The sequence below is a fragment of the Cupriavidus sp. 8B genome (assembly GCF_054589115.1).
Map to the genome: position 1 here is coordinate 22,186 of NZ_BAAILO010000082.1, position 11,837 is coordinate 34,022.

The following is an 11,837-nucleotide window of genomic DNA, read 5'->3' on the forward strand; positions in this document are numbered from 1 at the left end:
GGATGTCAACCCGGGCCGGCGGCGTCGCCGATATGCTGGGCCAGGTAATCGATCAGCGCCCGCACCTTCGGCGGCAGGAAGCGGTTGGGCGGATACAGCAGCCAGACCGAGCCCACATAAGCCCGCACCTGCAACTCCCAGTCGGCCAGCACCTGCACCAGTTCGCCACTGTGCAGCGCGTCGGCCGCGGTGAACTCCGGCAGGTTGGCGATGCCGAAGTCCTGCTGCGCCGCTTCGCGCCGTGCCCCGGCGTGGTTCGCGATATAGCGCCCCCTCACCTCCACCGTCTGCGTCTGGGCATCCCGTTGAAAGCGCCAGCGGTTGTCGTCAGTGGTCTCGCCCAGGTACAGGCAATCGTGCTGCGCGAGATCGCGCGGATGCCCCGGCGTGCCGCGCGCGCGCAGGTACGCCGGCGATGCGCACAGCAGCCAGCGTACCGCGCCGAGCCGCCGGCCGGCCAGCCCAGGCGGCGGGTGCCCGGTCAGCCGGATCACCAGGTCGAGGTCGTCATCGAGAGGATCGACTTCGTGGTCCGTGAACAGTAGTTGCAGATCGACCTCGGGGTAGGCGCGCAGAAAGCCCGGCACGAGCGGATGGATCACCGTCTTCGCAAACGCGGTCGGCGCGCTCACGCTCACCCGCCCCTGCGGCCGGCCCGCAAGATGGCCCGCCGCATCGATCGCGCCCGATGCGGCACTCACCATGTCGCGGCAGTACCGGTACACCTGCGCACCCGACTCCGTCACACGCACCTTGCGGGTCGAGCGCTCCAGCAGCCGCGTGGCCAGGGCTTGCTCCAGCCGCTTGATCTGCCGGCTGACCGTGGACGGCGTGCTGCCAAGCTGACGCGCGGCCACGGAGAAGTTGCCCGCATCGACCACGCGCGCGAACACGGCCATGTCGGGCAGCAAGTCGAAGAGTTCGGTGGGATTCATCTGGGCGGTGGCGTCTGCGGCACTGGATTAATGCGTTTGTGACATAAAGGCTTTGCATCTCAACCCGATTATCACCGCCAACGCAAAGCTGCACAATGCATGGCCCATCCCCTGAAGGTCTGCCATGCCCGCTCAAAAACGCCTCCTTTTGCTGTCCGACCTGATGCTGCTCGCGGTCGCCGTGGTCTGGGGGAGCAGCTACGGCGTCGTCAAAGGCGCGCTGGTGTTCTATCCCGTGCTGGGCCTGCTGGCGCTGCGCTTCGGCATCACGTTCGTGGTGCTGTCGCCCATGCTGCCCAGCCTGCGCCAGGCCGACCGCGCCACGCTGCGCGGCATGCTCGGCACCGGCGTATTGCTGCTGGGCATCTTCCTGTGCGAAACCTTTGGCGTGCTGCTCACGCGCGCCGCCAACGCAGCCTTCCTCATCAGCCTGTGCGTGGTGCTGACGCCGCTGGCGGAATGGCTGCTGCTCAAGCGCAAGCCCAGCCGCATCGAATGGGCGGCGGTGGTGCTCTCGCTGCTCGGGGCCTGGTTGCTGGCGGGCAACGGCGAATTCGTCCTCAACCCCGGCGACGGACTGATACTCGCCGCCGCGGTACTCCGCGCGCTGATGGTGTGCTTCACAAAGCGGGTAATGCGAGGCGCCTCGATTCCGGCGCTGACGGTGACGGCGGTGCAATCCGGCGTGGTGGCATTCGGCAGCGCGGCGGTGGCGCTGGTCCTGATGCCCGCGCAGTGGCAGCCCCTGCCGTCATTCTCCGGTCACGGGGCCTTCTGGGGATACGTGCTCTACCTGGTGATCGCCTGCACGCTCTTTGCGTTCTTCGCGCAGAACTACGCCATCAAGCGCAGCAGCCCCACCCGCGTGGCCCTGCTGATGGGGAGCGAGCCCGCGTTTGGCGCGTTGTTCGCCAGCCTGTGGCTGGGGGAAAGGATCACGGCCACCGCCTGGACCGGCGGCGGCCTGATTGTCGCGGCATCGCTGCTGGCCACGGTGCGCTGGCGCAAGCCCGCGGCCGTCGAGGTACCGCAGGGCACGCAGGCATCGAAGGCCTGAAACCCGCCGCGCTCAGCCGCGCCAGTCATTGTTCGCGGCATCCGTAGTCATACAATCCGTGAATGCCCATTTGGACAGGCGAGAGGATTCCCTATGACGATGACCGATGTGTACGCAACAAGCGAGCCGGCCCGAGCCGAAATCGACGCCATGAAGGGCCCGGCCGTGATCGAGTTCGGCGCGCCCTGGTGCGGCTACTGCATGCGGGCCCAGCCCCACCTGGCCAGCGCCATGGCCAGCCATCCGGAGGCTGCCCACATCAAGGTCGAGGACGGCAGCGGCAAGCCGCTCGGCCGTTCGTTCCGGATCAAGCTATGGCCCACGCTGGTGTTCATGCGCGATGGCGTGGAGGTGGCGCGGCTGGTGCGGCCGAGTGACACGCGGGCGATTGAGGAGGCGTTGAGGCGGATTGCGGGCTGATGCTGGCCGGCACCATCGAGAGACGCAAAGATAAAAAGCGCTCGATGGATCGTGCAGCGACGGGGCGAAATGCTGATGGCGGATGGAAGCGAGGCTTTGGCGCAAAGCAACCGCCCGGCACGAGCACAAGCACAAGCAGCGTGACTGGCCCGCGATCCGCCTGCAGCGGCCATCCCAGCGCGCGTCGCGGCCAATTGTTGCACATCACTGGATCCGTGCTGGCTGCCTTCCACGCCACCCCAGACTCGCGGCATTTGCGCCCCAGGGCGCGACACACAATTTGTTACGCTTGCGCGCTTTCAATGACACCGTTCGGACATGGACGGTTGATAGCGTCTCCCAACTGCCCTGTGGCAGTCACCCGAGGAGATATCATGCGCGTACCAAAAAGGCTTACCATTGCCGTGGCGTTGTCGCTGGCGTGCGGACTGACAGCGTTCGCACATGCGGACGACGACGCCCGTCAGCCGAGTGCCAAGCATGTCCTGCTGGTTTCTGTCGATGGCCTGCACCAGGCCGACCTGGACTGGTTCGTCAACGCCAATCCGAATTCCACCCTTGCGCTACTGGTCCGTCATGGCGTTGCCTACACGAATGCGCAAACGCCTTTCCCCTCGGACTCGTTCCCCGGGATGGTCGCTCAGGTCACGGGCGGCAACCCCAAGACCACGGGCATCTACTACGATGACGCCTACAGCCGCAGCCTGCTGCCGAAGGGCACCACCGCAGCCAACTGCCACAGCACCAAGCCAGGCGCTGAAGTGTTTTACGCCGAAGTGATCGCCAAGGATCTGAACCGGCTGGACAGCGGACAAAACATCCCCGGCCTGTACGCCGACTTCTCCAGGATTTCCCAATTGACCGGGCACCCGCAAGACCTGATCGACCCGGCCTTCCTGCCGGTGTCTCCGGTGACCTGCCAGCCGGTTTACCCGCACCAGTACCTCAAGGTGAACACGATCTTCGAGGTCGCGAAAAAGCACGGGCTGCGCACCGCCTGGTCGGACAAGCACGTCGCCTACGAGATTCTCAATGGGCCGTCCGGCCAGAGCATCGACGATCTGTTTGCCCCCGAGATCAACAGCTCGGTAACCGACCCGTCGCTGCCTGCCGGCCCGGGCGACGACTGGACCAAGGACAACACCAACACACAGCGCTACGATAGCTTCAAGGTAAAGGCCGTCCTTAACTGGATCAAGGGCCTCGACCATGCCGGCAACGGCACGCCGGGGACCCCGGCCATATTCGGCATGAACTTCCAGTCCGTGTCGACCGCGCAAAAGCTCAACAAATCGAACTACTACCCGGATCCGAGCAACACCGCCGCCAAGGTGTCCGGCGGCCTGGGCGGCTACACCGCGAACGGGACTACGCCCGGCGTGGTGCTGCAAAGCGCGCTGAACTTCGTCAACAACCAGCTTGCCACGATGGTGAGCGCGCTTGACACGACCAATACCGTCGTCATCCTGTCGGCGAAACACGGCCAGTCGCCGCAGAACCGCGCCGATCTCACCATCATCAACGATGGTGACATGATCGATGCACTGAACTGCGCCTGGGAAAAATTCGCCGCCACGTGCAAGGACCCGTCCAAGTCGCATCTCGTAGCCCACGCGATCGACGATGACGGCATCCTGATGTGGTTCAACGACCGCTCCCCCGCCGCCCTGCGCTTTGCCAAGAATTTCCTGCTTGGTTATTCCGGCAACGGCCTGGGCTCCGACGCAACCGGCACCGCGGTCACAAAGGCTTTCAGCCAGGCTGGAGCGAGGAAGATCTATGTTGGCGAAGAAGCCGCTGACCTGTTCGGCGTCGGGAGCAACGACGATCGCGTGCCGGACCTCGTCGGCATCGCGCAGCAGGGTACGGTCTATGCCGGTGGAAAACTGTCGAAGATCGCCGAGCACGGCGGCGGCGCCAAGCAGGACCGTCACGTGCCCATCGTTGTGTGGGGTGCTGGCATCGGCCAGAATATCGTCGACGACCCTGTCCAGACCAACCAGATAGCGCCTACCATCCTGGCGTTGCTTGGACTCAAGCCGCACGAGCTGCAAGCGGTGCAGGCCGAGCACACCAAGGTACTGCCGCATCTGCGTTGAGCGCAGCCGGGACAGCGGGAAGGACCGCATGTCCCGGTACGAAAAAAACAGCCCCGTGGAGGTTCAGTCCACGGGGCTGTTTTGCATTCCGGGTGGGAGCCTGGGAGCCCGCGATCCGCCCCCCGGTTTGGAGCCACAGGAAGTTGCGGCGGCCAACAACAACAAACTCAATCCCAGGACAACGCCCCACCCGTCTGATACTCGATCACACGCGTCTCGAAGAAGTTACGTTCCTTCTTCAGGTCGATCATCTCGCTCATCCACGGGAACGGGTTTTCCTCGTTCGGGAACAACTGCTCCAGGCCGATCTGCTGGCAGCGGCGGTTGCAGATGAAGCGCAGGTAGCCCTTGAACATCGGTGCGTTCAGGCCCAGCACGCCGCGCGGCATGGTGTCCTCGGCGTAGCGGTATTCGAGGTCCACGGCCTTCTTGAACAGCGCCGTGATCTCTTCCTTGAATTCGGCGGTCCACAGGTGCGGGTTCTCGAGCTTGATCTGGTTGATCAGGTCGATGCCGAAATTGCAGTGCAGGGACTCGTCGCGCAGGATGTACTGGTACTGCTCGGCGGCGCCGGTCATCTTGTTCTGGCGGCCCATGGCCAGGATCTGCGTGAAGCCGACGTAGAAGAACAGGCCTTCCATGATGCAGGCGAACACGATCAGCGACTTGAGCAGCTTCTGGTCATTCTCCGGCGTGCCGGTCTTGAAGGCCGGGTCGGTCAGCGTGTCGATGAACGGGATCAGGAACTCGTCCTTGTCACGGATCGACTGCACTTCGTGATACGCGTTGAAGATCTCGGCTTCATTGAGGCCGAGCGACTCCACGATGTACTGGTAGGCGTGCGTGTGGATCGCTTCTTCGAAGGCCTGGCGCAGCAGGTACTGGCGGCATTCCGGCGCGGTGATCTGGCGGTAGGTGCCCAGCACGATGTTGTTGGCGGCCAGCGAGTCGGCGGTGACGAAGAAGCCGAGGTTGCGCTTGATCACGCGGCGCTCGTCTTCGGTCAGGCCGTTCGGGTCCTTCCACAGCGCGATGTCGCGCGACATGTTGATTTCCTGCGGCATCCAGTGGTTGGCGCAGCCGGCCAGGTATTTTTCCCAGGCCCATTTGTACTTGAACGGCACCAGCTGGTTGACGTCGGTCGAGCCATTGATGACGCGCTTGTCGGCGGCGTTCACGCGGCGGTCCGTCGGCGCGTCGGACGCCGGCAGGTTGCCGAGGATACCCGTGCCGGCCGGTTGCGTGGCGGCCGGCGGCAGCACGCCGTGCTGGTCGACAGAGCGTGCGGCAGCAGGCGCGGCGGTGGGATTCGGCGCGGGCTGCGGGGCAGCCTGCGGGGTGGCTTGAACGTCGTCGTCCCAGCTCAGCATGGTGTGGTTCTCCGTGGAATGCTTTGGTTTGCCGCGGTCCTCGCCGCGCGCAGGCGGCGCGGCGAGGATGACGGCAGGTAATGGCTTACTGGCAGCGAGTTACTGGCAGGCTTCGCACTCGTCGAAACCGGCGTCGCCGGGGCGCATCGTGCAGACCGCGCCTTCGGCTTCCGGCATGGCCGGTGCGGAGGCGGCGGCCTGGTCGATGCCGGCGGCGCTGATGCCGGCGTCGCTACCCGACGACACGGCGTTGAGCGAGCCGCGCGACACGGTGGACTTCTCCACGTGGGTGGCTGCCATCGTGCGCAGGTAGTACGTGGTCTTCAGGCCGCGCAGCCAGGCCAGCTTGTAGGTGTCGTCCAGCTTCTTGCCCGAGGCGCCGGCCATGTAGATGTTCAGCGACTGAGCCTGGTCGATCCACTTCTGGCGGCGGCTGGCAGCTTCCACCAGCCAGCTCGGCTCGACTTCGAAGGCCGTTGCGTAGATGTCACGCAGGTCTTGCGGGATGCGGTCGATGCGGGCCAGCTTGCCGTCGAAATACTTCAGGTCGGCGACCATCACTTCGTCCCACAGGCCGCGTGCCTTCAGGTCGCGCACCAGGTAGTCGTTGACCACCGTGAACTCGCCCGACAGGTTGGACTTGACGTACAGGTTCTGGAAGGTCGGTTCGATGCAGGCCGACACGCCGATGATGTTCGAGATCGTTGCCGTGGGCGCGATCGCGATGCAGTTCGAGTTGCGCATGCCGTGCTGCTTGATGCGCGCGCGCAGGCTGTCCCAGTCCATGGTCGAGGAGTGATCCACTTCCAGGTAGCCGCCGCGTTCTTCGGCCAGCAGCTTGAGCGAGTCCTGCGGCAGGATGCCGCGATCCCACAGCGAGCCTTCATAGGTGCTGTAGCGGCCGCGTTCTTCTGCCAGCTCGCTGGAGGCGCGGTAGGCGTAGTAGCACACCGCTTCCATCGAGGTGTCGGCAAACTGCACGGCGGCGTCGCTGGCGTACGGCAGGCGCAGCATGTGCAGGCAGTCCTGGAAGCCCATGATGCCCATGCCGACCGGACGATGGCGCAGGTTGGAGTTGCGTGCCTTCTCAACCGCGTAGTAATTGATGTCGATCACGTTGTCGAGCATGCGCATCGCGGTGCGGATGGTCTTCTCGAGCTTGGCGTGGTCGAGCACCTGGGTGCCGTCGGCCAGTTGCTTCAGGTGGGCCACCAGGTTCACCGAACCCAGGTTGCAAACGGCGATCTCGCTCTCGTTGGTGTTTAGCGTGATTTCCGTGCACAGGTTGGAGCTGTGCACCACGCCCACGTGCTGCTGCGGGCTGCGGATGTTGCACGGATCCTTGAAGGTGATCCAGGGATGGCCGGTCTCGAACAGCATGCCCAGCATCTTGCGCCACAGCTGCATGGCGGGGATCTTCTTGAACAGCTTCAGCTCGCCGCGGGCGGCCTTGGCTTCGTAGCCCAGGTAGGCCTCTTCGAAAGCCTTGCCGACCAGGTCGTGCAGGTCCGGGCAGGTGGCGGGCGAGAACAGGGTCCACTCGCCGGCTTCCATCACGCGCTTCATGAACAGGTCGGGAATCCAGTTCGCCGTGTTCATGTCGTGGGTGCGGCGGCGGTCGTCGCCAGTGTTCTTGCGCAGCTCGAGGAATTCCTCGATGTCCAGGTGCCAGGTTTCCAGGTAGGCGCAGACCGCGCCCTTGCGCTTGCCGCCCTGGTTGACCGCCACGGCGGTGTCGTTCACCACCTTCAGGAACGGCACCACGCCTTGCGACTTGCCGTTGGTGCCCTTGATGTGCGAGCCGAGGGCGCGCACATTGGTCCAGTCGTTGCCCAGGCCGCCGGCGAACTTCGACAGCAGCGCGTTTTCCTTGAGCGCTTCGTAGATGCCTTCCAGGTCGTCCGAGACGGTGGTCAGGTAGCACGACGACAGCTGCGAGCGGCGGGTGCCCGAGTTGAACAGGGTCGGCGTGGACGACATGAAGTCGAACGACGACAGCAGCTGGTAGAACTCGATGGCACGGGCTTCGCGGTCCTTCTCGCCCAGCGCCAGGCCCATGGCCACGCGCATGAAAAAGGCCTGCGGCATTTCGATGCGGACTTCGTCGATATGCAGGAAGTAGCGGTCGTACAGGGTCTGCAGGCCCAGGTAGTTGAACTGGAAGTCGCGCTGGGCGTCCAGTGCCGCGCCCAGGCGGGCCAGGTCATAGGTGGCCAGCTTCTCGTCCAGCAGCTCGGCTTCGATGCCGCGCGCGATGAACTTGGGGAAGTAGTCGGCGTAGCGCGACACCATCTGGGTCTGGGTCACTTCGGCGCCCAGGATTTCCTTGCGGATGGTGTGCAGCAGGATACGCGCGGTGACCTGGCTGTAGGCCGGGTCCTTCTCGATCAGGGTACGCGCGGCCAGGATGGCGGAGTCGTAGACCTGGGTCATCGGCACGCCGTCGTACAGGTTCTTCAGCGTTTCCTTGAGGATCGGCTCGGCGCTGACAGCGTCGCCCAGGCCCGAGCAGGCGTTGTCGATCAGGCCATGCAGCGCGCCCAGGTCCAGCACGCGGGCAACGCCGGCGTCGGTCACGTTGAACGTGGCGCCGCCTTCCTGCACGCGGGCCACCGCCTGGGCGTTGGCCTGGGCGCGTTCCTGGGTGCGCTTCTCGCGGTACAGCACGTAGGCGCGGGCCACTTCATGCTCGCCCGAGCGCATCAGCGCCAGCTCGACGTGATCCTGCACGTCTTCGATATGGAAGGTGCCGCCGTTGGGGCGGCTGCGCAGCAGCGCGCGGACCACGTTCTGGGTCACTTGCTCGACCACTTCGCGCACACGCGCCGAAGCGGCGCCCTGCCCGCCGTTGACGGCGAGGAAGGCCTTGGTCACCGCTACCGAGATCTTGCTCGGCTCGAACGCCACGACGGCGCCGTTACGGCGGATGATCTTGTAGTCCTGGTAGCTGCCAGCGGCGGCAGTAGCGGGGCTCGACTGCGCGTTCGCTGCTGCACCGGCGGCGGTTGCGCCGGTGGAAAGTTCGTTCTGGGCTGTCTGCATGAGGAACTCCTGTTCTGACCCGTGTTTTATGAGTGACAAAGAGTCCCGGGCAAAATGCGCAAAAAGGCTCAGACACGCCGGCCGGTCTTACCCGGAAGGGCGCGCTGCTATTGCTGGATTCTGCTGGGACTCTTGTGATGCGCCGGCCCTTCGGCGGACCGCAGCCAATGCTGCGGCGGTAACTGCACACCTAGGCCGGCTCCCCGAAAGCACCACTAGATCTAGTGGTCGATGCGAAAAACTGGACTAAGTATAGTGAAACCCGGCGGATTCACCAGTCTTGACAAGTGCTTTTTTGGCGCGAATTCCAGTGCCGGTGCGGCATGCGGCGCTGCGCCATACCCGCCAGCCCAAGAGACGCAAGGGAATCCGCCCGACGGTTCGTTACCGCACCGTGACGCGAAATTTTTTTGATTGACCTGCCTGGTTCGATAGGCGCGGACTTTATCAGGGTTTTCCCCAAATCCCGGCTATCCCCTAGACCCCGCTTGTTGCCCTTGCCTCAGGGCTGGTCTTTGCGGTAAGGCAGTTGCGCGGGCGCCACGCCGGCGGCAGCTGCGAAGGCCGCCCAATCGAAATATGGCCCCGGATCGGTCTTGCGCCCGGGCGCGATATCGCTGTGCCCCGCCACGGCCCGCACCGGATAGGTGCCGAGCAGGGCACGCACCAGCGCGGAGGTGGTGTGGTACTGGGCCAACGTGAACGGCTGGTCGTCGCTGCCTTCGACCTCGATGCCGATGGAGAAGTCGTTGCAGCGAGGCCGGCCGAAGAACTCGGACTGGCCCGCGTGCCAGGCCCGGTCCAGGCAGGACACGAACTGGACCAGCTCCCCCTCCCGCGTCACCAGGAAATGCGCCGATACCTGCACCTGATAAATCGTAGCGAAGAAGGGGTGGCGGGACGGGTCGAGACGATTCAGGAAGAAGGCTTCGATATCCCCGCTGCCAAACTGCCCGGGCGGCAGGCTGATGTTGTGGATCACCACCAGGTCCACCGGCATGTGCGCGGGCCGGGCGTCGAAGTTAGGCGACGGCACCTGGCGCGCCGCGGGCACCCAGCCGGCCGCGTCGGGAGTCAACCCCTGCCCGGGCACGGGTGCCGGCGCGAGCTTGCCGTTGTCGCGATCAGGCATCGCGTTCTCCATCCGCCGCCAGCAGCCCGTCGCGCAGCGCTTCGCTGGTTTCGGCCGCGCCATCGGCCGGGTCGTCGCGGTCCTCGCGGATGCCAAGCTGCTGGATGCGGTAGCGCAGCTGGCGAAAGCTCAGGCCCAGCAGCGGCGCGGCTGCGGTACGGTTGAAGCCGGTCTGCTGCAGCGCCTGCAGGATCAGGTCGCGCTCGAGCGCTTCGAGCCGGCCGGGCAGGTCGATCGGGAAGGCGGCACGGCAAGCGTCTGCGGCCACCTCCGCGGCACGTGGCGGCGCCGCCGGTTGCGCAAACGGATCGGGCTGCGCGCCACCCCGGGATTCGGCCCGCGCATCGTATGCAAGCTCCTGCATGGAATCGGGCCGCAAGCCGGACGACGCCGGCGCAGCGGCCACGGCCGTCGAAGCCAGGTACGCGTGCGGCGCGGGCGGGCGTGGCATGGCCGAATGGCCCATGCCCGCGTCCATCTGGCCCAGGTCGTCCACCTCGATGGTATTGCCCTCCGCGAAGGCATAGGCGCGCTCGAGCAGGTTCTCCAGCTCGCGCACATTGCCCGGGAACGGGTAATCCGACAGCCGCTGCAGCGCAGCCGTCGCCAGCCGCTTGGGATGGGGATCGCCATAGCGCACCGCCAGGTGCTCCAGGATGGCGCTGGCCAGCACCGGGATATCCTCGCGCCGCTCGCGCAGCGTGGGCATGCGCAGCGCCAGCACGTTGAGGCGGTAGAACAGATCCTGGCGGAACTGGCCGGAGGCGACCATCGCGGCAAGATCCTTGTGGCTGGCGCACAGCACCCGCACGTCCACGCTCTCCTCGCGGCTCGCGCCGATCTTGCGCACGCGCCGCTCCTGCAGCACGCGCAGCAGCTTGACCTGCATCGCTAGCGGCAGGTCGGCCACCTCGTCGAGCAACAGCGTGCCGCCGTTGGCTGCCAGGAAGAAGCCACCGCGCTCGGCATCGGCCCCGGTGAAGGCGCCCTTCACATGGCCGAAGAACTCCGACTCCATCAGGGTCTCGGGGATGGCGCCGCAATTGACCGCGATAAAAGGATGCGCGGCGCGCGCGCTGACCGCGTGGATGGCACGCGCCGCGCGCTCCTTGCCGCTGCCGGACTCGCCACTGATGACGATCGGCGCCATGCTGCGCGCCAGCCGCGAGAGCGAGCGGCGCACCTCGTGCATGGCGGGCGAATGGCCGGGAAGCAGGTTGACGGCGCGGTCCACGGTTTCCTGCGCCCCGCTGCCACCCTCGCCGCCCTCGCCGCCCTCTCCACTCTCGGCGCCGTCACGCTGCTGGCGCCCCAGCGCATTCAGGATCAGGCTGCGCAGCTGGTCCAGCGAGACCGGCTTGGCGATGTAGTCGAAGGCGCCAGCCTTGAGCGCCTCCACGGCGTTGTCGGCGCTGCCGTAGGCGGTGATCACGGCCACCGGCACCCGCTCCGGCGCGCTCGAGAGCTGGCGCACGATGTCGATGCCAAGCCCGTCGCCCAGCCGCATGTCGGTCAGCACCAAGCTATAGCGGCGCGCGGCGAGCTGCTGGCGCGCCTCGGCCAGCGAGCCGGCCAGCACCACATCATGGCCCATGCGGCGGATCGAGATATCGAGCAGTTCTCGCAGGTCGGCCTCGTCGTCGATAACGAGAATCGGGTCGGGGCCTGGCGTCTTGAGGGGCATGGGTCTGCGTCTGGCGATCTGGCGAAGTGGAATCGGGGCGGCTCAACGAGAGACGGATCGGGTGGCCGGACAGCGCGGCTCAGCCACCCGCGCTGTCC

General features: G+C 65.7%; 8 protein-coding genes. 3 read left to right on the forward strand and 5 right to left on the reverse strand.

Annotated elements, in window-relative coordinates; translation table 11 throughout:
• Positions 1-5 precede the first annotated feature (5 nt).
• Positions 6-935: a LysR family transcriptional regulator gene (locus ACYP5B_RS07715; protein ID WP_459569191.1), complete on the reverse strand. Its 930-nt coding sequence runs from the start codon at positions 933-935 to the stop codon at positions 6-8.
• A 124-nt stretch (positions 936-1,059) separates the two neighbouring features.
• On the opposite strand from ACYP5B_RS07715, the gene ACYP5B_RS07720 reads away from it, so the two are divergent.
• The 3 genes from ACYP5B_RS07720 to ACYP5B_RS07730 all read left to right on the forward strand — a co-directional run bounded on the left by ACYP5B_RS07720 (position 1,060) and on the right by ACYP5B_RS07730 (position 4,511).
• The gene (locus tag ACYP5B_RS07720; protein ID WP_400093179.1) at positions 1,060-1,992 is read left to right on the forward strand and encodes a DMT family transporter; all 933 of its coding nucleotides are present in this window, start codon (positions 1,060-1,062) and stop codon (positions 1,990-1,992) included.
• 93 nt (positions 1,993-2,085) lie between these two features.
• Positions 2,086-2,412, forward strand: coding sequence for a thioredoxin family protein (locus ACYP5B_RS07725; RefSeq protein ID WP_459569192.1), 327 nt, complete (start codon positions 2,086-2,088; stop codon positions 2,410-2,412).
• Positions 2,413-2,786: 374 nt separating this feature from the next.
• Positions 2,787-4,511 carry an alkaline phosphatase family protein gene (locus tag ACYP5B_RS07730; protein WP_459569225.1) on the forward strand — a complete coding sequence of 575 codons (1,725 nt, stop codon included), beginning with the start codon at positions 2,787-2,789 and terminating at the stop codon, positions 4,509-4,511.
• A 167-nt stretch (positions 4,512-4,678) separates the two neighbouring features.
• Here ACYP5B_RS07730 and ACYP5B_RS07735 read toward each other — a convergent pair whose 3' ends face one another.
• The 4 genes from ACYP5B_RS07735 to ACYP5B_RS07750 form a co-directional block, all read right to left on the reverse strand.
• The gene (locus ACYP5B_RS07735) at positions 4,679-5,881 is read right to left on the reverse strand and encodes a ribonucleotide-diphosphate reductase subunit beta (protein ID WP_318230819.1); all 1,203 of its coding nucleotides are present in this window, start codon (positions 5,879-5,881) and stop codon (positions 4,679-4,681) included.
• Positions 5,882-5,980: 99 nt separating this feature from the next.
• Positions 5,981-8,923, reverse strand: a complete 2,943-nt coding sequence (locus ACYP5B_RS07740; RefSeq protein ID WP_459569193.1) for a ribonucleoside-diphosphate reductase subunit alpha — start codon at positions 8,921-8,923, stop codon at positions 5,981-5,983.
• Between the two features lie 502 nt (positions 8,924-9,425).
• Positions 9,426-10,055 carry a 1,6-anhydro-N-acetylmuramyl-L-alanine amidase AmpD gene (gene ampD, locus ACYP5B_RS07745; protein ID WP_459569194.1) on the reverse strand — a complete coding sequence of 210 codons (630 nt, stop codon included), beginning with the start codon at positions 10,053-10,055 and terminating at the stop codon, positions 9,426-9,428.
• The gene (locus ACYP5B_RS07750; protein ID WP_459569195.1) at positions 10,048-11,739 is read right to left on the reverse strand and encodes a sigma-54-dependent transcriptional regulator; all 1,692 of its coding nucleotides are present in this window, start codon (positions 11,737-11,739) and stop codon (positions 10,048-10,050) included. Before ACYP5B_RS07750 ends, ampD begins: the two co-directional genes overlap by 8 nt.
• Between the last annotated feature and the right edge of the window lie 98 nt (positions 11,740-11,837).

Coding starts and splice junctions, on each gene's coding strand:
- ampD (WP_459569194.1), bottom strand. CDS start 10,055: ATGCCTGATCGCGACAACGGCAAGCTCGCGCCGGCACCCGTGCCCGGG.
- ACYP5B_RS07750 (WP_459569195.1), bottom strand. CDS start 11,739: ATGCCCCTCAAGACGCCAGGCCCCGACCCGATTCTCGTTATCGACGAC.
- ACYP5B_RS07725 (WP_459569192.1), top strand. CDS start 2,086: ATGACGATGACCGATGTGTACGCAACAAGCGAGCCGGCCCGAGCCGAA.
- ACYP5B_RS07720 (WP_400093179.1), top strand. CDS start 1,060: ATGCCCGCTCAAAAACGCCTCCTTTTGCTGTCCGACCTGATGCTGCTC.
- ACYP5B_RS07735 (WP_318230819.1), bottom strand. CDS start 5,881: ATGCTGAGCTGGGACGACGACGTTCAAGCCACCCCGCAGGCTGCCCCG.
- ACYP5B_RS07715 (WP_459569191.1), bottom strand. CDS start 935: ATGAATCCCACCGAACTCTTCGACTTGCTGCCCGACATGGCCGTGTTC.
- ACYP5B_RS07740 (WP_459569193.1), bottom strand. CDS start 8,923: ATGCAGACAGCCCAGAACGAACTTTCCACCGGCGCAACCGCCGCCGGT.
- ACYP5B_RS07730 (WP_459569225.1), top strand. CDS start 2,787: ATGCGCGTACCAAAAAGGCTTACCATTGCCGTGGCGTTGTCGCTGGCG.